The 25309-nt window shown below is 42.8% G+C and carries 24 protein-coding genes, 2 tRNA genes and 2 pseudogenes; 17 read left to right on the top strand and 11 right to left on the bottom strand.

Annotation, left to right across the window (positions count from 1 at the left end; translation table 11 throughout):
• Nucleotides 1–40: 40 nt before the first annotated feature.
• Entirely contained in the window at nucleotides 41–595 is a 555-nt protein-coding gene (copI, locus tag WR49_RS17760) for a copper-resistant cuproprotein CopI (protein ID WP_017058136.1), read from the top strand.
• A gap of 91 nt (nucleotides 596–686) precedes the next feature.
• Nucleotides 687–1172 carry a hypothetical protein gene (locus WR49_RS17755; RefSeq protein ID WP_004731489.1) on the top strand — a complete coding sequence of 162 codons (486 nt, stop codon included), beginning with the start codon at nucleotides 687–689 and terminating at the stop codon, nucleotides 1170–1172.
• Nucleotides 1173–1333: 161 nt separating this feature from the next.
• On the opposite strand, the pseudogene WR49_RS17750 reads toward WR49_RS17755, so the two are convergent.
• From WR49_RS17750 to WR49_RS17740, 3 genes and pseudogenes are all read right to left on the bottom strand, one after another.
• Nucleotides 1334–1592, bottom strand: a pseudogene (locus tag WR49_RS17750) (hypothetical protein).
• Nucleotides 1593–1916: 324 nt separating this feature from the next.
• A tRNA-Gly gene (locus WR49_RS17745) sits at nucleotides 1917–1991 on the bottom strand.
• 38 nt (nucleotides 1992–2029) lie between these two features.
• Nucleotides 2030–2104 (bottom strand) — tRNA-Gly (locus WR49_RS17740).
• A 517-nt stretch (nucleotides 2105–2621) separates the two neighbouring features.
• Between WR49_RS17740 and WR49_RS17735 the strand changes: the two genes are divergently transcribed.
• The 3 genes from WR49_RS17735 (at nucleotide 2622) to WR49_RS17725 (ending at nucleotide 4770) form a co-directional block, all read left to right on the top strand.
• Complete coding sequence (locus tag WR49_RS17735) at nucleotides 2622–3785, top strand: threonine/serine exporter family protein (protein WP_046224898.1); 1164 nt, start codon at nucleotides 2622–2624, stop codon at nucleotides 3783–3785.
• A gap of 188 nt (nucleotides 3786–3973) precedes the next feature.
• A complete protein-coding gene (locus WR49_RS17730; RefSeq protein ID WP_046224897.1) occupies nucleotides 3974–4312 on the top strand; it encodes a zinc ribbon domain-containing protein YjdM in 339 nt (112 codons plus the stop codon).
• Nucleotides 4313–4338: 26 nt separating this feature from the next.
• Entirely contained in the window at nucleotides 4339–4770 is a 432-nt protein-coding gene (locus WR49_RS17725) for a GNAT family N-acetyltransferase (protein ID WP_046224896.1), read from the top strand.
• A gap of 96 nt (nucleotides 4771–4866) precedes the next feature.
• Here WR49_RS17725 and WR49_RS17720 read toward each other — a convergent pair whose 3' ends face one another.
• The 5 genes from WR49_RS17720 to WR49_RS17700 form a co-directional block, all read right to left on the bottom strand.
• The gene (locus WR49_RS17720) at nucleotides 4867–5790 is read right to left on the bottom strand and encodes an amino acid ABC transporter permease (RefSeq protein WP_046224895.1); all 924 of its coding nucleotides are present in this window, start codon (nucleotides 5788–5790) and stop codon (nucleotides 4867–4869) included.
• A 177-nt stretch (nucleotides 5791–5967) separates the two neighbouring features.
• On the bottom strand, nucleotides 5968–6777 hold the full coding sequence (locus tag WR49_RS17715) for a transporter substrate-binding domain-containing protein (protein WP_046224894.1): 810 nt from the start codon (nucleotides 6775–6777) through the stop codon (nucleotides 5968–5970).
• Between the two features lie 12 nt (nucleotides 6778–6789).
• Nucleotides 6790–7587: an amino acid ABC transporter permease gene (locus tag WR49_RS17710; RefSeq protein WP_017058146.1), complete on the bottom strand. Its 798-nt coding sequence runs from the start codon at nucleotides 7585–7587 to the stop codon at nucleotides 6790–6792.
• On the bottom strand, nucleotides 7587–8303 hold the full coding sequence (locus WR49_RS17705; RefSeq protein WP_046224893.1) for an amino acid ABC transporter ATP-binding protein: 717 nt from the start codon (nucleotides 8301–8303) through the stop codon (nucleotides 7587–7589). Before WR49_RS17705 ends, WR49_RS17710 begins: the two co-directional genes overlap by 1 nt.
• 281 nt (nucleotides 8304–8584) lie before the next feature.
• Nucleotides 8585–9733, bottom strand: a complete 1149-nt coding sequence (locus tag WR49_RS17700; protein WP_046224892.1) for an iron-containing alcohol dehydrogenase — start codon at nucleotides 9731–9733, stop codon at nucleotides 8585–8587.
• A gap of 192 nt (nucleotides 9734–9925) precedes the next feature.
• Between WR49_RS17700 and WR49_RS17695 the strand changes: the two genes are divergently transcribed.
• The 7 genes from WR49_RS17695 (at nucleotide 9926) to WR49_RS17670 (ending at nucleotide 15381) form a co-directional block, all read left to right on the top strand.
• Entirely contained in the window at nucleotides 9926–10810 is an 885-nt protein-coding gene (locus WR49_RS17695) for an AraC family transcriptional regulator (protein WP_046224891.1), read from the top strand.
• A gap of 632 nt (nucleotides 10811–11442) precedes the next feature.
• On the top strand, nucleotides 11443–12690 hold the full coding sequence (locus WR49_RS17690) for a RidA family protein (RefSeq protein ID WP_046224890.1): 1248 nt from the start codon (nucleotides 11443–11445) through the stop codon (nucleotides 12688–12690).
• A gap of 213 nt (nucleotides 12691–12903) precedes the next feature.
• Nucleotides 12904–13260 (top strand): hypothetical protein, encoded by a 357-nt coding sequence (locus tag WR49_RS17685; protein ID WP_046224889.1) that lies wholly within the window; start codon nucleotides 12904–12906, stop codon nucleotides 13258–13260.
• A gap of 94 nt (nucleotides 13261–13354) precedes the next feature.
• The gene (locus WR49_RS21535; protein WP_017058152.1) at nucleotides 13355–13504 is read left to right on the top strand and encodes a hypothetical protein; all 150 of its coding nucleotides are present in this window, start codon (nucleotides 13355–13357) and stop codon (nucleotides 13502–13504) included.
• 147 nt (nucleotides 13505–13651) lie between these two features.
• A complete protein-coding gene (locus WR49_RS17680) occupies nucleotides 13652–14170 on the top strand; it encodes a GNAT family N-acetyltransferase (protein WP_046224888.1) in 519 nt (172 codons plus the stop codon).
• 39 nt (nucleotides 14171–14209) lie between these two features.
• Nucleotides 14210–14494, top strand: coding sequence for a YciI family protein (locus tag WR49_RS17675; RefSeq protein WP_046224887.1), 285 nt, complete (start codon nucleotides 14210–14212; stop codon nucleotides 14492–14494).
• Nucleotides 14495–14703: 209 nt separating this feature from the next.
• Complete coding sequence (locus WR49_RS17670; protein WP_231574722.1) at nucleotides 14704–15381, top strand: alpha/beta hydrolase; 678 nt, start codon at nucleotides 14704–14706, stop codon at nucleotides 15379–15381.
• Nucleotides 15382–15584: 203 nt separating this feature from the next.
• Here the strand turns inward: WR49_RS17670 and WR49_RS17665 are convergent, their stop codons facing one another.
• On the bottom strand, nucleotides 15585–16031 hold the full coding sequence (locus tag WR49_RS17665; protein ID WP_017058156.1) for a DUF417 family protein: 447 nt from the start codon (nucleotides 16029–16031) through the stop codon (nucleotides 15585–15587).
• A 246-nt stretch (nucleotides 16032–16277) separates the two neighbouring features.
• Between WR49_RS17665 and WR49_RS17660 the strand changes: the two are divergent.
• Nucleotides 16278–16638: pseudogene (locus tag WR49_RS17660) on the top strand (RidA family protein).
• A gap of 145 nt (nucleotides 16639–16783) precedes the next feature.
• On the opposite strand, the gene WR49_RS17655 reads toward WR49_RS17660, so the two are convergent.
• Complete coding sequence (locus WR49_RS17655; protein ID WP_046224886.1) at nucleotides 16784–18370, bottom strand: BCCT family transporter; 1587 nt, start codon at nucleotides 18368–18370, stop codon at nucleotides 16784–16786.
• A 450-nt stretch (nucleotides 18371–18820) separates the two neighbouring features.
• Here WR49_RS17655 and WR49_RS17650 point away from each other — a divergent pair, with 450 nt between their 5' ends.
• On the top strand, nucleotides 18821–21988 hold the full coding sequence (locus WR49_RS17650; protein ID WP_046224885.1) for a chitinase C-terminal domain-containing protein: 3168 nt from the start codon (nucleotides 18821–18823) through the stop codon (nucleotides 21986–21988).
• A 145-nt stretch (nucleotides 21989–22133) separates the two neighbouring features.
• On the opposite strand, the gene WR49_RS17645 is transcribed toward WR49_RS17650, so the two are convergent.
• Complete coding sequence (locus tag WR49_RS17645) at nucleotides 22134–22388, bottom strand: YgjV family protein (RefSeq protein ID WP_029627241.1); 255 nt, start codon at nucleotides 22386–22388, stop codon at nucleotides 22134–22136.
• Between the two features lie 268 nt (nucleotides 22389–22656).
• Between WR49_RS17645 and WR49_RS17640 the strand changes: the two genes are divergently transcribed.
• The 3 genes from WR49_RS17640 to WR49_RS17630 all read left to right on the top strand — a co-directional run bounded on the left by WR49_RS17640 (nucleotide 22657) and on the right by WR49_RS17630 (nucleotide 25111).
• The gene (locus tag WR49_RS17640; protein ID WP_046224884.1) at nucleotides 22657–23247 is read left to right on the top strand and encodes a DUF4136 domain-containing protein; all 591 of its coding nucleotides are present in this window, start codon (nucleotides 22657–22659) and stop codon (nucleotides 23245–23247) included.
• Between the two features lie 165 nt (nucleotides 23248–23412).
• A complete protein-coding gene (locus tag WR49_RS17635; protein WP_017058161.1) occupies nucleotides 23413–24600 on the top strand; it encodes a D-alanyl-D-alanine carboxypeptidase family protein in 1188 nt (395 codons plus the stop codon).
• Between the two features lie 214 nt (nucleotides 24601–24814).
• Nucleotides 24815–25111, top strand: a complete 297-nt coding sequence (locus tag WR49_RS17630) for a YkgJ family cysteine cluster protein (RefSeq protein ID WP_077681393.1) — start codon at nucleotides 24815–24817, stop codon at nucleotides 25109–25111.
• Nucleotides 25112–25309 lie beyond the last annotated feature (198 nt).

Here is a 25309-nt window from a genome sequence, read left to right as displayed (position 1 = left end):
AACTAACAAATAAATAACTGAATTAATCTAAGGAACGATCATGAAAAAGACATTTATTGCGATTGCACTGACGTTAACTACTGCAACGGCTTTTGCTGAAATGGACCATTCGAATATGGATCACTCGATGATGAAGATTGGAGAGATGGATCATTCAAAAATGGATCACAGCATGATGAAGGATGGAAAGATGGACCATTCGATGATGAATATGGAAGGCATGTCTGAAGTGGGTATGCCTGCGACAGGCGCAAAGCCGGATAAAGTGGTTCATGTTCTGCTAAGTGACGATATGAAAATCACATTTAAGAACAAGGTTGATATTGAGCCGAACGACGTGGTGCAGTTCGTTGTGATGAACACCGGTAAGATTGATCATGAATTCTCGATTGGTTCTGCTTCAGAGCAATTAGAGCACCGTGAAATGATGAAAAATATGGGTAATCACGCTCATGACTCGGGTAGCACAGTTACGGTTAAACCGGGTAAAGCGAAGCAATTGTTGTGGCATTTCCATGGTGATAATAACGTAGAGTTCGCGTGCAATATTCCTGGTCACGCTGAAGCGGGTATGGTGAAGTCGTTAACGCTATAAGGTGATACACAAGCCATATCTAGTTCGGCTACCTTGTTTTAGTGCTATTTAGGTATTAGCTTTAAAAGACTATAGGAATAGGAGTTTAAGGATGAATAAGACAGTTCTAGTACTTGCAGTAACGGGGGCTTTAATAACGTGGTCGACCCACAGCATTGCTGCTAAACCTGAGTGGGCTGGTAAAGGTAAGCCCGATTTAGAAGAAGTGAAAACGCTCGCTGAGGCTAAAAAAGTTGAAGGCGAAATTGATGATCGTGAGAAGCAGCTTGATTCAATGATCGAAGAGAAAAATAAGAAAGCGAAAAAAAGTAAGAACAAAAAAGATAAGCAGAAACTAGATAAAGAACTCGACGATTTGGAAGACGAGAAAGAAGCCCTCGAAGAGAGTAAAGAGAAGCTCAAAGATAAGAAAGAAAAGCTTGAAGATGATATGGATAATGACGAAGAAAAGTCGGGATTAGAAAAGCAGAAAGACAAGAAAGCGGAACAAGAGCGTAAAGAAGAAGGAAAAGGGTCAGAGAAAGGCCAACAGCAGCGTGAAGAAAACAGCAAAAAGTGGTGGAACTTCTGGGAGTAATTCGAGGGCGTTACATCACCAACTCATTTCAACCTATCAGCACAGCTTTGTGTGGCAGCTAAGTCATTGGTTAAACATTGTGACCAGTTAAAGATAAGTCTCAACCTGTTCAGGAATACATGAACTAACTTGTATTGGCTGAGGCTTATCTGTAGTTAGAATCACTGTAGCAAGATAGAAGTTTCAAGCAGGTGGTGTGCTTCGCCGCTCAGGTGCGGCAGCTCTGCCATGACCTTTTTAAACTTGTCGTCGATTGATTCTGCTTCATTCAGCGATCGAAAAGCCAGTACAGCCTGTTCAGGCTCGCTGTTCACATAACCTTTCAATGTATCTAGCTGAATTTTATTGGCATTTTTCAACTTTTGCCAGCGCGACATTAATTGCTTCGATGTTAATTGTTAACTCATTGCTTTTAAACATTTTTATTATTTATGGGTTGTTGCTAATGCGCGCACATTAACACAACTGATTTTTCGGATATTGACCAAGATTATTAAATTGGAACAATTTTGAAAATCATTAAAAGTTGAGCTGCAATGTGTGATTTAGATAGCTGTCAGAAATACGAAGCGATTTAAGGAGTTAATAGCTTTGGTTGGTCTATTAACGTTGATTCGTTAATCTAAGCTTAAACAAAATAAGTTTAATCAATATAGATTTAATGACTATGGACCTAACGAATGGAGAAAGTTTTTGAATAGGGTATCGCTGGAAGAAAACACGTAATGAAGCTTAAGAAGAAGTTGGAGCGTGCAGCGGGAATCGAACCCGCATCATCAGCTTGGAAGGCTGAGGTAATAGCCATTATACGATGCACGCACACTGTCTTATGAGTAAGACTGAGGCATTAAGAGACTTGGAGCGTGCAGCGGGAATCGAACCCGCATCATCAGCTTGGAAGGCTGAGGTAATAGCCATTATACGATGCACGCACATCGTCTTAACGAGTTTGATAATGCCACATCTAACTGAAAACGAAACCTTTTTCTTTCATTTTTACTCTAAGTGCTCGCATAATCACCACTCCGATAGTTTTTTACTCGCCTTTTGTGCTTCTAGAAAGAGTAAAGTGTGATTAAACTCTTGTTCAGTCTAGGTCCAAAATAACAGATAACCTATACCTTTGGTAAAGGAGTCAGCCCATATTTATAAATTTAAATGGATACTCATTCCGTTGGAGACGTGAGCAAATCATGAAAAGTCGTAAGTTAAAATAAAGGGTTTTTCATCCAAATTGTGAGTTTCTGATAACAATTTAGATGCATAAATACAACTTGAGCATAAATCATATCATTCACTAAACTAATCCCCAAATAGTGGCGTTATAAGTAATCATGAGCGTTTGGAGAAAAAGTAACGAGTTTAGTTGAAAGTTTGCGCAAAATCCTCGTCATTCCGTCTGTCGTTTGTTACATTTGCCTCATATTTTGTCTCCCCCTTAATGCACCCATGCCTTCTCAGTACCGAATTAACAAAATTGTTGAAATTGGTGACACTCTTCACCGCAGTGGTTGTGCTCCTTATAAGCTTGAAAAGTACACACAATACTATGCAAGAAAGCATGGTGTTGATGTGATGATCCAAGCAACGCCAACCGCGATTAACTATCAGTTTCCAGATGATAACAACGCCGTTATTCTAAAACGCCAAAAATTGGCCTCAATTAATCTGAGTTTGTTGGCAAATACCATTATTCGTATTAATCAACCGAGTAGTGAACCGGTGCCAGAACCTGTAGGTTATTCTAAATGGGTGACAGCTCTTGCCAATATGGGCATTCCGCCCGCGTATTTGATGCTTGTGGGCAGCACGCTAGAAGCGGTTGCTTTCTCGGTGTTTTTGGGGTTGATGGTTTGGGTGTGTCAGCAAGTTCTACATTCACGTCGTGCCATCGCGGTTGAATTCATTTCGGCGTTATTGACCGGTATTTTCGTTGCTTTCTTGGCGAGTACAGGCCTGCCCATTCCTGTTTGGGCATTGTGTATTGCTTCAATAGTTTTGTTCGTACCCGGGTTATCAATAGCCAACGCATTAGAGTGTTTGGCGTTTAATGACTTGGTCTCCGGCACGAGCTTGCTCGGTCAAAGTGCGTTAACCCTCATTAAGCTGTTTGTTGGCATTGTTATGGGTCTCAATATTGGCGAAGCGATATGGGGGCAGGCCGTTTCTATTTCTTATATCAATGCAGTGCCGATATGGATGCACATTTCTGGATTGGTGCTGATTTCTGTCTCTATCGGTGTGATGTTTAATGCGCGCCTAACGGATATTCTATTAGGTTTACCCGTCGCTGTTCTCGGTATGTGGGGCCCGTTTTATCTAGGTTTTGATAGTGGTTGGGTTGTGGGTACTTGGGTAACCACAGTGTTGATTACCCTTTATGGTACTTGGATTGCGAAGAAAATGGATCTCACTGGTTCGATCTATATCGTGCAAGGGATCATTATCTTGGTCCCGGGTAGTCGCGTGTTGGTGAGTGCTAGCCAATCGGTGTTTGAGCAGTCTATTTTGCCGATCCCAAGTATCGGCTTATCGGCGCTGTTTATGTTCTCCGCGATTGTGGCTGGGCAAATCACAGCGTATTCAATCTACTCGCCAAAAGTAGAACATTGACCTTTTTAGATTACGACTGCCTTTTAAACAAATTCGTTTCATCAACAAACACAGCTTCATGGCTGTGTTTGTTTGTTTTCGGCGCAGCTCTTTTCCTATTCTAGATTCATCGGTTAGATTTGTGCTCGCTAAGCCTAGCAAGAGCCATTAAAATGAGCACAAATTCCATTTAAATGAAGTATTAACGTATGTCTTTACCTCCTTGTCCGCAATGCCAATCTGAATACGTCTACCCAGATCAAAACAACCTAATCTGCCCTGAGTGCGCTTATGAGTGGAACCCAGAAGAAGAGCGCTTAGAAAGAGAAGCAGCGCGCGTTAAGGATGTTAACGGTGCCGTTTTAGAAACTGGCGATAAAGTAACTTTTATTAAAGATTTAAAAGTAAAAGGTAGCTCTAGCGTATTAAAAATTGGTACTAAAGCTGTGATTAGACGTATCAACGAAGGCAAAGATCATCAGCTAGATTGCAAACTTGATGGTGGCGGTGAGATGCTGGTGACAGCGAAATACGTGAAAAAGCAGTAACCATTCATTTTATTGTTGGAGATATTTTGAAGTATTCAACAAGACCTACTCAGTCATCAGATTATGAATTTCTGTTCGAGCTTAAGAAAGCTGCTGAGTTTGAACCAATCAAAGCCGTATTTGGCTGGGATGAACAAATTCAACGAGATATACATGCTGAAGAGTGGGCAGAAGAACGGCCTGAAATTATTGAATATCAAAGCAAAGCGATTGGGAGTGTGTTGTTGCAAGACAAAGGCGAGCACTTTTATTTTTGTCGATTCTTCTTACTGCCGGAGTATCATGGAAAGGGCATTGGCAGCCAAGTATTGAAAGATTGCTTAACTAAGGCTGACAGCCTCAATAAACCCGTCGAACTTTGTTACCTGCAAGGTAATCGAGTTGGAGAGCTGTACTTAAGATTTGGTTTTGAAATCACCTCGCAAAACGACCAGTTTGTTTATATGTGGCATCAGTAACCTAAGGGTTGGTTATGTTTAAACTCGGTGGCACTGTGAATCATGATCTTGATAATCGAACAGACACTTGAACGCACGTCTAAATAAACCATGACACTAGTGGTTAAGGTAAATACTCGAGCGTTGTTCGATTACTTTAAAAATACGTGAAAGGGTGAAACATAACGCGAAGTAAACCGCGCCAACAATTAGCCAGATCTCGAAGATCAAACCGGAAGAGTTCGCCATTTCAGTACCAACAAACGTCATCTCTTGGATCGAAATCAGAGACACAATCGACGTGTCTTTAACCAAAGAGATTGCTTGGCCAGCCAAAGGTGGCGTAATCGCGGTTAATACCTGTGGGCCAACCACAAATCGATATTTAGACAGCGTAGATAAACCGAGAGAGTCAGCTGCTTCCCACTGACCTTTAGGAATGCTCTCTAAACCAGATCGAATCACTTCAGCGATATAAGCCGAAGAAAGCAAGCCAATACAGATAACACCAGAGGCTAAGTTTTCCCAAAGGTTTGCGGGTCCGAACAGGAACGCTTGAACAGCATTAATTTCACCATTGTGTTCACGTAAAACGTTTTCTAAGCCAAGCAGAGGGATCAGCTGGTTGGAGACAAAGAAGTAAAAGATAAATACAAATACCAATGGCGGAATATTTCGAACCAACTGGATGAAAATCAGTGCCGGTGTTTTGAATAAAGCGATCTTAGAGTGTCTTGCTACCCCTAACAGTGTGCCGAAAGAGAGCGCTAACACCATGCTCCATAAACTTAAGCGCAGTGTTGCGACCAAGCCTTGGAAGAAATAAGGGACACTGCCTTGAGAAGGTGGAATGAAAATCAGGGTAAACGCACCTTCCCAGCGCCACTGGTAGTTAATACCAACAGCAGAGCGATAATAAAGCCATCCTGCGAACGCACAAATGGTGGCAAGCAACACCCCATCTAATAGGTTAAGGCGTTGATACCAAGGCTTTATGTGAAGGTTGGGCTTGGGCGTTGATAATGCGCTAGTACTACTCACGTCATTCCTGTTTAAGCATTAATTATTATTGGTTTGTTGTTTGGAGCTAAAGCGAATCAAATAAAGCTACTTAAAAGGCTACTTAAGTTGTCGATGAGAAGGCAGTGCAAACAGCGCACTACCTTGATTAATCAACCAACAGCGAGCCGATATTTAAAAAGTGCGCTCGGCTTCAGGTTACTGACCTTGAGCAATCTGGTCCTGCCAATCCAGCGTAGAGAACCAGTACTCGTAACGTTCTTTCAACCAACCGTCTTCAGTACGAGCTTTGATCCACGCGTTGAAAAATTCTGCTTTGTCTGTTTCGCCTAGGCGCACAGCAAACGCTTCGTTACCTTTTGATAGGCGCTCTTCAAATGGAATGAATAGCGTGTCTGCGTTTTTGATTGTTTCGTGTTCTGGTTTCGGGCTAGATGCGATAACCGCGTGTGCATTGCCGTTTAACACTTCTTGGAACGCTTGAGCGTCGTCATCAAATTGTAGAACCTTAGCTTTCGGGAAGGTTTCACGAGCGACTTGAACCGTGAAAGCACCACGACGAGCAGCTATCTTCACACGACGAGAATCGAAATCAGAGAGCTGAGTAAAGCCTTCAGCCAGGTCTTTGTTTGCTGCTAGCTGAACGCCAGAGTGAGAGTAAGGTTCTGTGAACAGTACACTTTTAGATCGCGCTTCAGTGATTGACATGCCGCCGATGATTACATCAAATTTCTTCGATAATAGAGAAGGGATGATGCCGTCCCATGCCGTCGGTACAAATTCGACTTTCCAACCTGAATCTTCGGCAAGGCGTTTCGCCACGTCGATTTCAAAGCCAACGAGATCGCCTTGTTTGTTTCGCATCGCCCAAGGAACAAATGTCGACATACCAACGCGCAGTGAGCCACGTTCGTTGATTTTATCGAGGTTAGGCGTTTCAGAAGCAAGTGCAGGCAAACTGACGGCAAGCGCAAGTAGGGCTGTAATCGCGGTTTTAAATAGCTTCATGCTGATAAATCCTTATTGTGTTCGCCAGTTAGCCCCGAGCTTATGCTCAAGCCAAGCAGCAACGGCAGAAAGTGAAAGTGTAAGAGCAAGATAAATGATCGCCACAGAGAACCAAATCTCGAATGGCATCGCGGTTTCAGAAACAATGTTCCTGGCTTCAGTTGTCAGGTCGAAAATCGCCATGACACTCACAATTGAAGAGTTCTTAATAAGAGAGATGACTTCATTCGTCAAAGGCGGCAACGTGCGTTGTACCACCTGCGGAAGGATTACATCCCAATAAGTATAGGTCTTCGATAAGCCCAAAGATTGAGCGGCTTCAAATTGTCCTTTCGCAATGCCATTTAAACCTGCACGGAAGATCTCGGCAGTATAAGCACCTTGGAAAAGTGCCAAGGCTAAAACGGCAGTGCTAAAACGATCGAGCCCTAAAACGGGGCCAAACACAAAATAGAGCAAATAAATTTGTACTAATAACGGCGTGTTACGAATTAACTCAACATAGCTGGTGGCTAAGGTGCGTCCAACCACAGAATTTGAGTTTCTCAATAGCGCTGTCGTTAAACCAATGATCAGTGTCGCGACCAAAGAAATCAGAGATATATTGATAGTGACCAGTAGTCCTTCAACTAATTCTGCAGGCCACCATTCGCCATCTTCATAGAAAGCAATATAGTCCGGCACGCGCTCCCATTGCCAGCTGTATCCCATGGTTTGTGCGCCAGAATCGAGAATCCAAACAACAGCGGCCACAAGTACAACAATTTGTACTAGAGCGGAAAGGGCGGGTTTAATAATTCGAATCAACATCAATAAGTCAGGATCTGATTTAGGAACGCTTGAGTACGTTCATGTTGAGGGTTTTCAAAAAGCGCTTGAGGTGTATTGGATTCCACTATTTGCCCTTCATCCATAAAAATGACGCGGTCGGCAACTCGTTTCGCAAAGCCCATTTCGTGTGTCACGCACACCATGGTAATCCCCTCGCTTGCAAGCTCAACCATCACATCGAGCACCTCGTTGATCATTTCTGGGTCAAGGGCAGATGTTGGTTCATCAAACAACAATAATTGAGGTTTCATACAAAGAGAGCGAGCAATCGCAACTCGTTGTTGTTGGCCGCCAGAAAGCTGAGCTGGATATTTATTGGCTTGCTCTGCAATGTGCACACATTCAAGATAATGCATCGCTATTTTCTCTGCATCTTGTTTGTTTTTTTTGAGCGTACGGGTCGGAGACAAAGTCAGGTTTTCAAGCACCGTAAGATGGGGGAATAAGTGGAAGTGTTGAAATACCATACCGACTTGACCTGGAGTGCTGAATTTGCACGGAAGCGCTTGTTCTAGCACAGAAAGCTCGCCACTTTCGAAGGGCTCTAGCTGGTTGATACAGCGGATCAAGGTTGATTTGCCAGAACCAGACGGCCCGCAAATTACCACAATCTCTCCCTGTTCAATCTTTAAATCGATATCCTTTAGGGCATGGAAATCACCATACCACTTGTTAAGTGACTTAAACTTAACCATTTCCTTTAGAGACTTCAAATCGTCTTACATACCTTGTAATTGAGCAGTTTACCTTATCAATATAAAAATATGATTGCACATAAAAATAAGAGCTTATGAGAATTTAATAGCATCTTGTAGGGCAAATAAAAAGCAGCGCCAAAATGAACGCTGCTTTTGATATACGAAAGAACAAAGAATTAGGTTCAGTGTAATGCCATAAATATTGTTTAAGGCATCTCTCCCATTCAAATTACTTTTGTATTTCGATCTGTTTTGCTTTCTTTAAGTTCAAGCGACTCTTAGTGAATCGCAGACTCTAGGATTTCACGTGTTTTTGCTGGCGTGATGGCTTTGTTCTCGCCAAGCTCTAGGTAACCATGTGATTCAAGCTGAGCAACAACATTGTCGATTGCTGTCTCTTTGTTTGTTTCGTAACCGTCGAACATCGTTGCCACATCTAGGCTGTGGTAAAACACTTCGATTGCATCGATAGTACGCTCTGCTAAGTCAGTACCCGCTTCTAGGTTAAATACGTTGCGACCCATTTGCTCTAGCTTGCCACGCTTCGTTTCGATTTGGTTACGAAGTAGTGAAGGTTGAACAATCGCAAGTGAACGTGCGTGGTCTACTTGCCACAGTGCTGTGAATTCGTGACCAATCATGTGTGTTGCCCAATCTTGAGGAACGCCAGTACCAATCAGGCCGTTAAGCGCTTGGTTTGCGGTCCACATTAGGTTTGCACGCCATGCGTCGTTGTCGCGCTCGTCGTATTGCTTACCCAGTATAAGTAGGTTTTTCAGCAGTGTTTCTGCGTAACCGTCTTGAACCATCGCGTCTGTTGGCATTGTGATGTACTGCTCACATACGTGTACCCAAGCATCAACTAGACCGTTAATCAGTTGACGTTCAGGCAGAGACTTCATTACATCTGGGTCCATTACCGCAAACTTAGGCTGTACGGCTGGGTTCATGAATGCCAGCTTCTCTTGAGTCTTTTTACGAGTAATTACTGCACCCATATTAGATTCAGAACCCGTAGCCGGAAGCGTTAATACTGCGCCGATTGGTGTCGCTTCTGTTACTTGGTGTTTACCTGCTAGGATGTCCCAACCGTCACCGTCGTATTTAGCGGCTGCAGCAACGTATTTAGAACCGTCGATTACCGAACCACCGCCAACAGCGATAATGAATTCTACATTTTCTGCTTTAGCAAGAGCGACTGCTTTATCGAGTGTCTCTTTCGTTGGATTTGCCTCAACACCAGAAAACTCAATCCATGCGTGATCTTTCAGAGATGCTATGACTTGGTCGTAAACGCCATTGTTTTTGATTGAACCGCCACCGTAGATAACAAGTACTTTCTTTGAAGTATCAACCGCTTGGCTGATAGTGTTGATTTGACCTTGGCCGAAGTGAATTACGGTAGGGTTAACATAAGTAAATTGCATTGTAGGTTCCTTGTGTAAAGCTAGATTTTTATTCTGATGTATTGCTCAATTGTTATATTTGCATATTAGTACAGGAACTTAGGGTGGTGAAGGCCAATTTCTCTAAATTAATTGCCTATTTCTACAAGGTTGTTATTCTTTTTGGGATTTTGTGCAAATATACTCCGCACCTTGAATGGAATATCACCAGTTATGAATACACTCGCCCAGTTAATGCAGTCTTACGTTGAATACAAAGGTTGGAATGATCTCGAGGGGATCCGAAAAACTGAGATCGAGGATGTCTGGTTTTACCGAAGCAGCGGTGGTAACCAGCGCCAACCTTTTACCTATCAGTCTGGCATCATCATGCTTGGGCAGGGCAAAAAGAACATCTATATCGGCGAAAGGCCAGTAACTTATGCCGCGGGTGATTACCTCGTCGTTGGCGTGCCAATGCCACTAGAGTGCGAAGCCTTGCCTGTCGATGGTGAACCCTTACTTGGTTTGTCGATCAACATCGACTCTCAGCGCTTACATAGCTTAGTGAAAAAGCTAGAAGACCAAGGGTTTCTCGAAAGCTACTGCAACAAGCATAAACAGAAATCGAGTGGTTTAGAGTCAACCCCGATGGAAGAGCAGATGCTAGCTAGCTTTACTCGACTGATCAAAACGCTACATTGCGACATTGAAGCCAACATACTGGGTGATGCGCTCGTTAGCGAAATTGTTTATCGTGCATTAACAGGATCTGAAGGGCGTGTGTTATTCGACCTTGCTCATCACGACGGCCACTATGCACGTGTTGCCAAAGCGCTGTCTAAAGTACATGAAGAGTATGATCAAACCATTACCGTTCAATCGCTCGCTGATGAAGCGAACATGAGCGTGTCTGCTTTCCATAATGCTTTTCGAAACGTCACCTTTGAATCACCACTTCAATACCTGAAGAAGGTAAGGCTTAACAAAGCTAAAGAACTGATTCAGTCAGAAGGCCTGCGAATTAACGACGCTGCACGCCGAGTCGGCTACTCCAGCCCATCCCAATTTAGCCGTGAATTTAAACGCCATTTCAATACCACTCCAAGAGCGGTGTAGCTCTTCTTTCAAGCAAATCCATGTTCCAAAAACTATGGCGTCGATAGTTCTTCTGACGCCATATCTATTTCAGAAATCACCACTTCTTAGTACGACAACGACCTTTCTCTCGCAGTTACCCTAACCTCTTATTTGTTAAATTATATGAGGAGGTGTATCTAATAATGGGCGTTGTTAGTTTGTTGGTATTTTAGTATGAACATATTATTAACGTACTTGTATAAAATAGGCTATTCAAAATAATTAGTTAAATAGCTTAAAAGTTTATGCAGGATATATTAGGGTAATTTAAATAGTTCTGATAATAAGGCTTTTGTAGTGTGAACAACCTATCAAATATAATCTAAATTTTGGAAATTACTCATCGAATTATCTGAGATAGTATTCAGAATTATTGAATAGACTAAAAAATAAAGATAATTTGGCACTCGATAAATCCTTTTTTTACGGATAATTAGTCGCTCGATGACTAATTATTCTGTAATTCATTGGTTTATAGTAAAGCGATAGTCTGATGAATATCACGTTTAACTAAAACTAATTCGCTTAACATGCCGCTACTTTAATCATTATTTCCAATACGATTGTTAAATATAAATACGTATACCTATTCTATTAAAAGGATAATACCAATGAGTAGCGATATCATTAAAATATCAAGAAACACTGAAAATTCGCCAATTAATCCTGTATCTACACAAACGGTCGCTTTTTCTCATTATAATAACTTTTCTGCTCAACTTCCGGTTGATCCTAAAACGGGTGAAATAGTCATCGGTGACATTACAGATCAAGCTGCACAATGTTTAAATAATATTAAATCGATTGTTGAAAGCATCGACCATGTTATGGATGATGTCGTGAAAATTAATGTTTTCGTTAAGAATATATCTGATATCGATGCTATTGATGAAGTTTACAAAAGCTTCTTTAACAACAGCCTGCCTACACGTACCGTAGTGGGTGTAGCTGCACTGCCAAACAGTGATGCGTTAGTTCAAATGGATGCGCTTATTTCAAACGGCGAAGGCACTAAACCACAAAAACCTTGCGCGCTAGTAAAGGTATCAAGAAACACGGATAACGCGCCTCAAAGTTCTGTATCGACGCAGACCGCGGCATTTTCTCACTACAACAACCTTTCGGCTCAATTGCCTATCGATGTAAATACAGGAGAGTTGGTTTCAGGTGGTATCACAGAACAAACGACACAATGTTTAGCAAACATTAAAACGATTCTAGAGAGTATCGGTCATGTCATGAATGATGTGGTTAAAACCACTATCTACCTTAAAAGTGTTGAAGATGCAGAAAAGGTAAATGAAGTTTGCGCTAAGTTCTTCCCAAGTTATGTTCCAGCGCGAACAGTTGTTCATGCCGCTGAACTACCAATGGGCGCTTTAATTCAAATTGATACATCCGTTTCACATGGCGACGGTACACCTCCGCAATTACCAGAAGACACTCGCTTGTTGGTTATTGAAACTAATAATACTGTTGCTGCACCATTCATGCCTTATTCGCACACCGTTGCTTTCTCTCACTACAATCATATTTCAGGCCAATTACCTTTAGATCCGAAAACAAATGAAATGGTTGCTGGTGGTATAAAAGAGCAAGTGGAACAATGTTTAAAAAATATTAAGGCGATAATTGAAAGTGTTGACCACAGCATGGACGATACCGTGAAGATCAATATTCAACTTAAAGATATTTCAGATATTGATGCGGTGAACGAGGTTTACACAACGTTCTTTAATGCTGATTTACCGGCAAGAACGGTAGTAGGAGTTTCAGAAATACCAATGAATGCTTTAGTACAAATTGATGCTGTCGTTTCTAACTGTGAAGGGACGCCTCCACAAGACGTTGTTGCATAAATCAATTAAACCCTTCTCGATAATATCGATCAGATCTCGGTTTAGCTTCCAAATAGGGAGCAAACTCAACAGGCCGAGATCTGATCCGTTCACCTCATTACTCAAGTCCATCGAAGCGACACACCTAAGCTTACCCCGTAAACATGGTATTTATAAGGTTGAAGTGTTTTAATATGAAAAACAGACGCTTAACGTAAGAAAGAAAACCAGTTTATGCAATTTCGAGTTATTTTACTGCTGTGCCTTACCCTAATAGGCTGTTCGTCCAATCAAGAGTTGGTATCCGACCCAACAACCATCACGCTATTTTATGGCGATACATCCATATCCGCAGGTGTGTTAGAAGACAAAACATTCAATTCAGTGCTCGCCGATAGGGTTGAAAGCGTTACGTTTTCGGGCTCAATATCAAAGCAAGACTCAAGCTATTTTGTCGATATGTTAGTGATTCGAGAAACAAAAGAGCCACGTTCAACAAGGCAACTGAACACCTCGCTTCTAATGAAACTGGGAGAGTTAGTGGATGTTGGCGGTGTAAATAACGATGTATTCAGGGTCATCCTCGAGTAACAAAAATAAAGTGTTCAATTAATCTGAATTTTTGCTTTACCTCAACTTAGCTTCAAATCTTAAGCTTCTCTTACTGATTAAGAAGGAGCTTATTATGCAAAATAATTACGTAAAAGAACTCGCTGTTAAAACTTACCAAGAAGACCTTGAAAAAGAGTACGTTAAATCGCGATCTATGCCATTCCACGCCCCCAGTTTTATCAGTGGGGTACTGTTGTCAGTTGTGCTGGTTGGACTGTTTTAAATCTTTGATCCATTACCAATTCTCAATATCTCTATTTGATGCACTTTAATGCATACGGCACAATTGCTTAGGTTGAGTTGTGACGCCAATGTCGAGAGGAAGTATGGCAAGCCTTGGTGTTTTAGAACGGTGTTATGGGGATTAATCATGGATATATTTTTACACTTACTTCACCCAGATAATGTCAGTGCTTTATTGGAGTTCGAAGTCGAAAATAGAGAGTGGTTTGAGCAATTTGTTCCAGCGAGGGAAGACCGTTTCTATTCCAATGAGGGTGTGGCCGAGCAAATCACCAGCTTTCTAACTGAATACGAGAAGGGTGAGATGATTCCTATGTTGATCAAAGACGCCAATGGCACTGTCTGTGGAAGAATCAACATCCGCGATATCGACCAAAGCACTCAAAGTGGAGAGCTAGGCTATCGAGTTGGTCATTCCTTTGCTTCAAAAGGCGTTGCGTCTAACGCAGTAAAGCAGCTTCTAGACTATTTGGCGGAACAGACCAACCTTAAATATGTTGATGCCTATGCGTTAGTGGGTAATGTCGGCTCAAATAAAATCTTGTCCAAGGCCGGTTTTGACTTAGTTGAACGCGTTGAAAGTTACGCCGTGTTCAAAGGGAAGGATCAAGATGCTCATTATTATCGTAGGGCGTTATCTATGTAACTGAACACTCTTAATATTAACCTACAGTAAGGAAATATTATGTTTATTGTTTCTCTCGAATACCAAGTGTCTTTGGAGGAAGTAGATCTCTTCATTCCAGAACATGTTGAGTTTTTAAACAAGCAGTATGAACTCGGGCACTTTCAGCTGTCGGGCCGTAAGAACCCTAGAACGGGTGGTGTTATTTTGTTCACACTTAGCAACAGGGAGCAGTTAGACATGCTTTTGACCGAGGATCCTTTTTATCGAGAGAATATCGCTAAGTATGAAGTCATCGAGATGTTGCCGGCGAAGGCGTCTAAAGAGTTCGAGTTTTTGTTATAGGGTACATTTATTCTACGAAGTTGACTGGTATCTTAACTTATTGTCTTAATTGGACTTTAATCATATAAATCCCCGCCAGTGGTCGCTTGAGATGTAAACTTGCATGAGTAATATTACGCGTAAATTTGACAGGGCAGTTTTGAAGATTCGGGGCATAGTTTCTCTTGCCTTTATGGCTGCATTACTTATGTGTATGAGTTCGAGGTGATATGAAGTATTTAATGGGTGTTTGTTTCGGAGCCTTGTCTTTGACTGCGACAGCGCAGTCCATAGTCATTGTTGATTCGGCAAGAGATCGCTTTATTCCAATAGAAGTTGTTTTACCTCAAAATTCTAACAGTTGTACAACGATAGAGCAGTGTGACGTGGCTTTTATTAGTGCAGGTAATCGAGTTCCATTCACCAAATATAGTTTTGTTGGAGAAATGCTCAACGATAGGGGTTACATGACCATTTATGTCGATCACGAACTACCAAGCGATCCTCCTTTATCGAAGACTGGTGATTTGTATAAGACAAGAATTGAGAATTGGACGCGAGGGGCACAGACTCTCAACGTACTTCAACATAAGCTAGCGAGTCGTTACCCTACTTATGATTTTGACAAGTTAATATTGGTCGGGCATTCCAACGGCGGAGATATCTCCACATGGTTGAGTAACGAAAATAAAGGTTATATTTCTCAGTTAATTACGCTCGACCATAAACGAGTCATTCTGCCTAAAAATGAAAAGATTCGAGTTCTTTCCATTCGTGCAACTGAATACCCTACCAAAGAGGGTGTGCTACCTACTGAATCAGAGCAAAAGCAATATGGTAGTTGTATGGTTCTAATCTTGCGAAGCAAAGTACGAATGACATTATTATTGGCTTTTTGGATGGCTTAGCGTGCGCAGAGTTGAGAGTAAAAGTTGAGTAGAAGCATCGAATTCATTAGGGCGCGATATCTGTATTCGGATTAGACGACCGACCTAATCGATTATCGCCTTATACATTAGAAGCTGGCAGCGTCCTTCTAGCCAGCTTCGAGCCTCTTTATTTCAAGGTTTAAGGTTACTTCTTAGGTTTACAGCCACTTCTAGATTTACAGTTACTTTTGAGGTCTATTACGTTCGATTACGCTAATCGCGATAGCCAAAAACAGGATGTCTTTCACTAGGAAGAAGTTAGTGACTAAGATCCCATCCGATATTTTCCAAGCATTTGGCGTTGTAATTAGGAAGCTGAGTGTCACAACAAAGATAGCCGCTGCAGCAATGCCTGAATAAAAAGCAATTATCGGCTTCTTGAATCCAACGATCAGTCCAATCGCGACAATGATCTCCGCACCACCCACCATGTTAGACACAGCCTGTACTGAGAACAGATTGTAAAGCCAGTTCATGGCAGGGTGATTTGCTATTAGTGGCTCAATGAGCATCGATTCGGTTGGCGTAAACTTGTAAATACCAATCCAAGCAAGCACTAATGCTACGCCAACCACTCCAAGGTTATATCCCACATTAGTCTGTTTTAAATTATAGATTTGAACATGCATAAAAGTACTCCATTTAATAAAATTCCTGAATATGACCGCACGAGTACACATTTAATTTCGTTGTGAGAATAATACTTAATTTTTTTAGCGAGCGTAGGTTCGAGAATTCATGAATCGGGTCGAAAAGTGGTTAGTTGCAAAGGCGAGGTGTAAGGCGGGAAGAGGTACGCTCTAATTTTTTTCAATATTAGAAATTTGAATTAGATTACGCTGACGTAAATACTAATTATAAGAAGAGAATCACCTGTGAAAATCCATAGAATTAACCCGACTAAACGTTGGAATGATGTAACTGTCCTTAATGGCATCGCAAGTTTTGCTGAAGTTCCAGAGACGGATGCATCTGAAGGAATTAGAGTCAGGTTCAGAAAATTTTTGATCAGGCTGAAGAAATGATGAGTTTGGTCGATAGCGATAAATCTCGCGTATTGTCGGTTGCTATTTACCTGACAGATTTCGCTAACTTCGATGCACTGAACGAAGTGTGGGACTCATGGTTCCCTGAAAGTAGCGCACCAAGTCGTGAATGTGTAAAAGCTGAACTGGTAAACCCGAACTAATGGTTGAGATGTCGTTTATGGTTGTTGTGGGTGAGAAATTTCAATAAGCCGAAACATTGGTAGAAATAAGCATTAATCGATATAAGCGCTAATTAACTTAAATAGCGACCAGATAAAACAAAACCACTCAGGTGAATCACTTGAGTGGCTTTTTCATTCTATACGCTACCCGAAACTAAATCGGGCTAGGTATTAAGCGATGCCTTGATCTCTAGCCATCTGTTTAGCGATCTTCGGTGCGTGCCATAAGCACGGCAACAAGATGAATGAAACAGGAACGGCCGTGATCACAATGAATGACTGTAGAGCCGAGATACCACCTGCACCCATTGAGATAAGCGCAATAGCGACAGCACCCATGATGATACCCCAGAAGGTACGTACCGCTGCGTTCGGTTCCGTTGTGCCTGTCATTACCACACTGATGGTGTAAGTCATTGAGTCACCTGTTGTTACGATAAACGTGGTCGTCAGGACCAAAAACAGAATCGAAATCAAAGTAGGGAACGGCAGTTGTCCTGTGATTGCGAGTAGAACCGCAGGAAGGTTGAAGCCTTCGAACGCGCTAGAAATTACACCTGGATTCTCTAGTTCAAAAGCTAAACCACTACCACCAACGATGCTGAACCAGAAACACGTAACAAGCGGTGCAACGATGCTTATAGAAACGATCATTTGGCGGATAGTACGGCCACGTGAAATACGAGCGATGAAGATCGCCATCATAGGGCCATAACCCAAGAACCAACCCCAGAAGAAAACTGTCCAGCCACCGAGCCAAGCAGTATCTTGACGGTAAAGTGCCATTGGGATGAAGTTATCAACCGTCGCACCAAGGCCCTGAAGGTAGCCATCAATGATGAAGCTAGTAGGGCCAACCACAAGAATGTAGCCGATCAGGCAAACCGATAGAATGATGTTGTATCGGCTAACCAGTTGGATGCCTTTGTTCACGCCGCTTAATGCAGAAAGCGTGTACATTGAGATTGCGAACAGGACAACCACGCTTTGAGTGGCAAAGCTGTCTGAAATACCAAACAGTTCGCTCAGTGCGTAGCTGATCTGTAGGCCAAGGAAGCCGATTGGACCGATAGTACCGGCAGCGACTGCCACGATGCTACATGCATCCACAACATTGCCAACCCAGCTGTTGATAGCTTTGTCGCCAAGTACAGGGTACAGAAGAGTACGAGGTTTTAGCGGCAAGCCTTTTTCGTAGTGTAGGGACATAAGTACAATAGAAGACAGGCCACCTAATATAGCCCATGCAAGAAAACCCCAGTGCATAAACGATTGCGATAACGCGTTTAATGCCATCGCTTGAGGATCAGCGTTGCCATATAGTGGTGGGGCGGATACGAAGTGCGCAATAGGTTCTGCAGCGGCCCAGAATACGCCACCGCCAGCGAGCAGCGTACATAGGACGATAGACATCCATTTGAAGGTTGTCATTTCAGGTAGGGCAAGCGTTCCTAAACGAACATGACCTGTACGCCCTAGTGCAAGCACTAAGCCGATAATGAAATTGAGAAGTAGAAGGACTTGCCAGAAAGCACCGAACCACTCTGTAGAGTAGCTAAAGCCGGTGTTAACAAGTTCGGACAACACGGAGGTGTTGGTAAAGGCGAGGATGACAAAGAGGGTTAAAAAACTGCCACTAAGCCAAAAGACTGGGTTTCCGAGTTCCAGTTTCTCACCCAAAGATTGAGCTTTATTGAAATCGATAGAAGTAGATTCTGCGTTGATGTTTTCGTTGGCGACTTGCGTCAAGTTGGACATTATTTCTTCGCTATATTTGGCTATTTAAAGCCTATGTATTTCTCCCACACTTACATAATAAATGTGAGGCTCGTCAAAAAAGCCGCCGATAATAACATATGTGTTATCAAAAAGTGGGCGAATTTTAAAAAGAACACAAAATCGTGTGCAAACTTCTACTTTTTGGTTAGTTTTGATGCGGTTTTTTCCTTGAGTTTGAATCACACTTTTGATTTTTGAGGCATGATTTTTTAGCTTTCCGAAATAAATTAATATTAGTTATTGGTGCAAAATAAGTGTCGACTCATTGCATGCTTGTAGCAAATTAATGCGAGTCATTTTATAAATTGAGAATGTTTTAGGTGTTTAATTGTACGTTTTGCCTACAGTTGTTTTTTGAAGAGATTTAAGTGATTGAGAAGTATCGCTTGGATTAAACATTTTGAAACAAAGACTTAAGGGATAGCTCACATGCACCTAAACCAAGGAAGAGTGGCCAAGAAGGTTTTTACACTCAGTACTCTCACCGTGTCCTGCTTAATGGCGTTCAACAGCTATGCGGCTGTTGATTGTTCAACCTTAGAAACGTGGGACTCTGCCACTGTATATACCGGTGGTGCTCAGGTTTCACATGACGGCAGCGCTTATACAGCAAATTACTGGAATCAGAATAACAACCCAAGCCAGTTTGAAGGCGACTATGCACAATGGAAGAAAGTCGATGTGTGTAACGGAGACGGAGGTGGCGGTACACCAAATGAAGCACCAACGGCTTCGTTAACAGCGCCAATGGCATCAGATGTGATTGTTGAAGGCGACAACGTCGTATTAAGCGCAACAGCACTAGACACTGATGGCAATGTTGCTTCCGTAGAATTCTTTGTTGATGGGTCTTCGGTCGCAGTGGTGACAGCGGCACCATTTGAAGCGGCTTGGGTTGCAACGTCTGGTAACCATCAGGTTTCAGTTGTCGCAATGGACAATGAAGGTGCAACAAGTGTTGCAAGCGCGGTTTCAGTTTCTGTTGATTCAGCGCAACCGGGTAACGAAGCACCGACAGTTTCGGTTGCGCTTTCAGCAGCTTCGGTCGATGTTGGTGGTGTGGTAACACTTACCGCAACAGCCGCAGACAGTGATGGCACGGTTGATAAGGTTGATTTCTACGTAGCAGGTGCCCTTGTGGGTACAGCAGCAACAAGTCCATACACGCTAGATTACACAACAACTCAAGCTGGCTCTTTAGCGGTTTACGCGAAAGCAACAGACGACCAAGGCGCGACTGCAGATTCTGCGTTGGCTTCTTTGACTGTGAATGGTGCTCCAACAGTGAGCACATGTCGCCCTGATGGCTTATATCAAACTCAAGGTGTCGATGTTCCTTACTGTACGATTTACGATGATGAAGGTCGTGAGAAAATGGGCGCGGATCACCCACGCCGTGTGATTGGTTACTTCACAAGTTGGCGTGCAGGGGATGACCCACAAGCCGCTTACTTAGTAAATGATATCCCTTGGGAACAACTCACACACATTAACTACGCTTTTGTGAGCATCGGCTCAGATGGCAAAGTAAACGTCGGTGATGTGAATGATCCTGAAAACGCTGCGGTTGGCAAAGAGTGGCCGGGTGTGGAAGTTGATCCTGCATTAGGCTTCAAAGGTCACTTTGGTGCATTAGCGACAGCGAAGAAAAAACACGGCGTGAAAACGCTAATTTCAATCGGTGGTTGGGCAGAAACCGGTGGTCACTTCGCGACTGACGGAAGCCGAGTGGCTGATGGTGGTTTCTATACCATGACCACCAATGCCGATGGTTCAATTAACCATCAAGGCATCGAAAAATTCGCAACTTCAGCGGTTGAAATGCTTCGTAAATACCAGTTCGATGGTCTAGATATCGATTACGAATACCCAACCTCAATGGCGGGCGCAGGTAATCCATACGATAAAGACTTTATGGAACCACGTCGTCAATACCTATGGGCTTCGTACCAAGTGTTGATGAAAGTGTTGCGTGAGAAGCTTGATGCGGCGTCTGCGCAAGATGGCAATCACTACATGTTAACTATCGCGGCTCCTTCTTCTGGTTACCTGCTGCGCGGTATGGAAACATTCGACGTAACCAAATATCTCGATTACGTAAACATCATGTCTTATGACCTTCACGGTGCGTGGAACGATCACGTAGGTCATAACGCTGCATTGTTTGATACAGGTAAAGATTCAGAGTTAGCACAGTGGAACGTTTACGACACTGCGGCTTATGGCGGTATCGGTTATCTGAACACGGATTGGGCTTACCATTACTTCCGCGGTTCAATGCCAGCCGGTCGTATTAATATTGGTGTACCTTATTACACTCGTGGTTGGCAAGGTGTGACCGGTGGTGAGAATGGCCTTTGGGGCCGAGCTGCACTTCCTAACCAATCTGAATGTGCTGCCGGTACGGGTGAAGGCGAGAAGAACAACTGTGGCCATGGCGCAATTGGTATCGATAACATGTGGCATGATACCGACCCGAAAGGCAACGAAATGGGCGCGGGTTCTAACCCAATGTGGCACGCTAAGAACCTAGAGAAAGGTATTTGGGGTTCTTACGCTGAGGCTTACAAGCTTGATCCTGTCAACGATCCATCTGATGTTTTAACAGGCACTTACACGCGTAACTACGACAGCGTGGCCGTTGCACCTTGGTTGTGGAATGCAGAGAAGGGCGTATTCCTTTCTACAGAAGATAAGCAGTCTATCGATGTGAAAGCGGACTACGTTATCGATAAAGAAATCGGTGGTATCATGTTCTGGGAACTCGCAGGGGATTATAACTGTTATGTACTCGATGCGAGCGGCAACCGAACTTCAATCGATACCACTGAGCAAGCATGTAACAGCGGTAACGGTGAGTTCCACATGGGTAACACCATGACGAAAGCTATCTACGATAAGTTTAAGTCTGCAACCCCATATGGAAACAAAGTAGCGACGGGTGCTATCCCAACAGAAGCGCTAGATATCGCAGTTTCAGTTGGTGGTTTCAAAGTCGGTGACCAAAACTACCCAATCAACCCTAAGATCACGTTCACGAACAATACGGGGCAAGCACTTCCGGGGGGAACCGAATTCCAATTCGATATCCCAGTATCAGCACCTGATAACGCGAAAGACCAATCGGGCGGTGGTTTGTCAGTGATTGCATCTGGTCATACTCGTGCGGATAACATTGGCGGATTAGACGGACCCATGCACCGCGTAGCGTTTACGTTACCCGCGTGGAAAGACCTTCCTGCTGGTGGTGTGTATGAGCTAGATATGGTGTATTACTTGCCAATTTCAGGTCCTGCGAACTATGCAGTGAGCGTGAATGGTGTCGACTATGCCTTTAGCTTTGAGCAACCAGATTTACCACTAGGTAATATCAGTTCTGGTGGCGGTAACCCTGGCGATGGTGGTACAAACCCTGGTACGTGTGATACTGCAGGTTTAGCGGTTTACCCAGACTTACCTCAGAAAGATTGGGCGGGTAACCCAAGCCATGCAAACACGGGTGACCAAGTCGTTTATAACAACGTAGTATACCAAGCGAACTGGTGGACAAGTGCCGAACCGGGTAGTGATGGTAGTTGGACGAAAGTATGTTCTTAACCATGCCTAATACGTCAACAATGTAGTGCGCGAATATTCGAGTGGAATAGTAATTAGGTAAATTCACAACGATGCGTACTAAAAAGCCCAAATAGTTTGCTCTATTTGGGCTTTTTCAGAATTATTTGAAGTGCTAGTCGCTAATTTAAGCTTTTGCTTCTTTCATCGCTTCCGTTTTTTTTTCCTTTTGCATTTTTGCAAGGAAGTAGATATTTACGCAAGCGATAAAGCCATTAGTTGCAACAACCGGCCATGCGTCAATCATAACACCGTATGCTGTGAAGAGAGCACAGCCAATAAAGTTAAGAACACGCAGACGAACGATATCTTTCATTGTTAATGAAATTGCGACCATAATAGACGCCGCGTAACCTAAAATCTCAACCATATTGAATTCCATTGTTTGACCCTCTTAAATTTGCCGATACTTTGTCGGTACCAATTCTTCTCTTCATGAGATGATTGAGGAAGCTCCGTGCCTCGAATGGTCTGGCTATGTTTAACTGGATAAACTATACCAACTCTATTTTTGTGATAAAACCCCCAAAACAAGCAGAAGTGAAGGTTAGCGATTACGCAAACGTTTAATGACCCTTTTGTTAATATAATTACTATTTATGTTGGAGGTTAAGTTAATAATTATTCTTATATAGATCAGGAAGCCACTAATGAATAAACAATCCATATATACAATAGAAGACATAAAGAAAGCCGCACTAGTGGTTTTGATAGCGGCTGGACTGGCAGCTTGTACAACACAAGAAGTACCCACAACCCACAACTATGGTGTGGTGACCAGCGGTGACTTTGATTTTATGAAACATGATGTCGTCACATACTCATGGCATCCTGAATCAGAGCAGATGTATCTTTCTCAAAAGTACGATAAGACAGTAGTCACTGACTTGGTGCGTGACGCAATTAAAGATCAACTCTCTATGAAAGGTTATCAGCTTAAGCAAAATGGTGCCGTTAGTGATGTCGTCGTCGGTTTTGGGTTGGCTGAAGAATCAGAGCTAAATGATGAATCGATCTTTGATGCGATTAAGTTATCTACAGGCGTGCCATTTTATAATGATGAAGGAAAGTTAGCCGAGAAAGGGTCGTTGTATATTGCTTTTTTCGTACCTAACTCTGAAATCGTGCAATGGCAAGCATTAGCTCAGTCTGGCATCCAGGATGATGTTGAGCCCAGCGAAAGTAAACAGCGCATAACGGGCTTTATAGAGATGCTATTTAGACGCATGCCTACGCGCTAGATGGATTCATTGGGTCAATATTACTTGTTGAATAAATGGACAGATCGCAGATTATGCTTTTTTATTTGTAACTAAAGGTACATTTGCGTAAAGCAACGTAAAGTTCGCGCTTCTTTTACTAGCATTTGTCTATACTGGACAAAACGTTAACTTAGGTTTGATCCAATGAAACTGTTCTCCAAATACTCTCTCTCTCTATTAAGTATATTCATTGTAAGTAACGCAGCAGTGGTAAGTAATGAAGCTGTAGCAGCACCTTCTATAGTACCAAGCCCACCTAGTCTAGGATCCAAAGGGTATGTACTAATCGATTTTAATTCTGGTGATGTGCTAGTAGAAAAAAACGCACACACTAAATTAAACCCAGCAAGTTTGACTAAGCTGATGACCAGTTATGTGGCTGGGCAAGAAATGAAACGAGGTAACATTTCTGCTGACGACCAGGTGCGAATCAGCGAAAACGCGTGGGCAAAGAACTTTCCTGACTCGTCAAAAATGTTCATCGAAGTAAACACAGACGTAGCAATGATGGATCTCTACCGTGGATTGATTGTGCAATCAGGCAACGATGCGAGTGTTGCGATTGCAGAGCACGTGGCGGGATCACAAGGTGCTTTTGTGGACCTTATGAACTCTTGGGCAGCGTCTCTAAAATTAGAAAATACACATTTTTCGAACGCACATGGCTTAGACGCTGACGATCTATATTCAACCCCTTATGATATTGCGTTATTAGGCCGTGCAATTATTCGTGATTTACCGGATGTGTATGACTTATACAGTGAGCGTTCGTTCAGTTACAACGGTATTACACAACATAACCGAAATGGTTTACTTCGCGATAGAAGTTTGACAGTTGATGGTATGAAAACAGGCTATACATCTGGCGCGGGTTACAGCTTAGCCAGTTCTGCAACACAAGGTGAGATGAGACTGATCGCGGTTGTCATGGGGGCGTCTAGCGTTAAGAGCCGTGAGTCAGATAGTAAGCAACTGTTGAGCTATGGTTTCCGATTCTTCGATACACTCCACCCTCACCAAAGTGGTGAACAAGTTGCTGAAGAAAAGGTGTGGTTTGGAGCCCAAGACAAATTGAAGCTCGGTGTTGCAAAAGATACCTTTATTACGCTTTCGAAGTCTGACAGTAAAAAACTGACTGCGTCTATCGAACTTGATTCTGAGATAAAGGCACCGATTGCGGAAGGTCAAACCTTAGGTGTGGTTCATTACATGGTAGATGGTGAAGATGTTCAAACTCAGCCATTGATCGCGCTTGAAGCCGTTGAGCAGGGCAGCTTTTTAAAACGTTTGATGGACTATGTTAAATTGTTCTTCGCGAGCTTGTTTAAATAGTATACGCAGGTGGAATGCCGTAAGCCTTGGTACGTGAGTTGTTACGTTTGTAATGGTAATCAGTGGCGATAAAAACAGCAATACAATAGGCGTTGTGATTCATCACAACGCCTATTGTTATTTTTACACACCTAAAATATGTCGTCTGCTTTCTTTATTAGCCGTAGCGGACGGTTTCTATTACTATACGCAAAATTTAGCAGTGTAGTCACTTATGACCATAGAGATAAAGAACGTAACCGAACCTGAAGTAACTTGTGCCAATTGTCAGGCATGCTGTTGTCGGCTAGAAGTTATGATCATCACAGATACCGGCGTTCCTGAAGAGCATATTGCTTATGACGAATGGGGCGGTGAAACCATGCTGAGATTAGACGACGGCTGGTGTTCGGCTGTTGATAGAGAAACACTAATGTGTACTATCTACGAAAACCGACCTTGGATCTGTCGTGAGTTTGAAATGGGCTCTTTTGAGTGTGTCGAGCAGCGAATAGATGTGATGGGTGAATAGTGTCAGTTGGCCTTAAAAACGAACTCTCAATCGCTTAATATGAATAGCCTGCTCATTGAGAACAATGTAATGAATGCAGTGGCTTTGGTTCATTCACTATCGTTCGATAGATAGTGCCTCGAAATAGCCATAGGCTTTTTAAACCACATAAAGCGTTGAAACAAGATGATACTTTGAGACAACAGAGTACCTTGGAAC

Source organism: Vibrio sp. ECSMB14106, from assembly GCF_000972265.1.
GTDB lineage: Bacteria > Pseudomonadota > Gammaproteobacteria > Enterobacterales > Vibrionaceae > Vibrio > Vibrio kanaloae.
Note: the sequence above shows the minus strand (reverse complement) of the source record. Positions and strands in the feature narration are given on the sequence as shown.

Coding starts and splice junctions, on each gene's coding strand:
- WR49_RS17645 (WP_029627241.1), bottom strand. CDS start 22,388: ATGGAATTCAATATGGTTGAGATTTTAGGTTACGCGGCGTCTATTATG.
- WR49_RS17705 (WP_046224893.1), bottom strand. CDS start 8,303: ATGGTTAAGTTTAAGTCACTTAACAAGTGGTATGGTGATTTCCATGCC.
- WR49_RS17650 (WP_046224885.1), top strand. CDS start 18,821: ATGCACCTAAACCAAGGAAGAGTGGCCAAGAAGGTTTTTACACTCAGT.
- WR49_RS17665 (WP_017058156.1), bottom strand. CDS start 16,031: ATGCATGTTCAAATCTATAATTTAAAACAGACTAATGTGGGATATAAC.
- WR49_RS17675 (WP_046224887.1), top strand. CDS start 14,210: ATGTTTATTGTTTCTCTCGAATACCAAGTGTCTTTGGAGGAAGTAGAT.
- copI (WP_017058136.1), top strand. CDS start 41: ATGAAAAAGACATTTATTGCGATTGCACTGACGTTAACTACTGCAACG.
- WR49_RS17635 (WP_017058161.1), top strand. CDS start 23,413: ATGAAACTGTTCTCCAAATACTCTCTCTCTCTATTAAGTATATTCATT.
- WR49_RS17680 (WP_046224888.1), top strand. CDS start 13,652: ATGGATATATTTTTACACTTACTTCACCCAGATAATGTCAGTGCTTTA.
- WR49_RS17630 (WP_077681393.1), top strand. CDS start 24,815: ATGACCATAGAGATAAAGAACGTAACCGAACCTGAAGTAACTTGTGCC.
- WR49_RS17735 (WP_046224898.1), top strand. CDS start 2,622: ATGCCTTCTCAGTACCGAATTAACAAAATTGTTGAAATTGGTGACACT.
- WR49_RS17690 (WP_046224890.1), top strand. CDS start 11,443: ATGAGTAGCGATATCATTAAAATATCAAGAAACACTGAAAATTCGCCA.
- WR49_RS17695 (WP_046224891.1), top strand. CDS start 9,926: ATGAATACACTCGCCCAGTTAATGCAGTCTTACGTTGAATACAAAGGT.
- WR49_RS17715 (WP_046224894.1), bottom strand. CDS start 6,777: ATGAAGCTATTTAAAACCGCGATTACAGCCCTACTTGCGCTTGCCGTC.
- WR49_RS17700 (WP_046224892.1), bottom strand. CDS start 9,733: ATGCAATTTACTTATGTTAACCCTACCGTAATTCACTTCGGCCAAGGT.
- WR49_RS17710 (WP_017058146.1), bottom strand. CDS start 7,587: ATGTTGATTCGAATTATTAAACCCGCCCTTTCCGCTCTAGTACAAATT.
- WR49_RS17640 (WP_046224884.1), top strand. CDS start 22,657: ATGAATAAACAATCCATATATACAATAGAAGACATAAAGAAAGCCGCA.
- WR49_RS17730 (WP_046224897.1), top strand. CDS start 3,974: ATGTCTTTACCTCCTTGTCCGCAATGCCAATCTGAATACGTCTACCCA.
- WR49_RS17685 (WP_046224889.1), top strand. CDS start 12,904: ATGCAATTTCGAGTTATTTTACTGCTGTGCCTTACCCTAATAGGCTGT.
- WR49_RS17655 (WP_046224886.1), bottom strand. CDS start 18,370: ATGTCCAACTTGACGCAAGTCGCCAACGAAAACATCAACGCAGAATCT.
- WR49_RS17670 (WP_231574722.1), top strand. CDS start 14,704: ATGAAGTATTTAATGGGTGTTTGTTTCGGAGCCTTGTCTTTGACTGCG.
- WR49_RS21535 (WP_017058152.1), top strand. CDS start 13,355: ATGCAAAATAATTACGTAAAAGAACTCGCTGTTAAAACTTACCAAGAA.
- WR49_RS17755 (WP_004731489.1), top strand. CDS start 687: ATGAATAAGACAGTTCTAGTACTTGCAGTAACGGGGGCTTTAATAACG.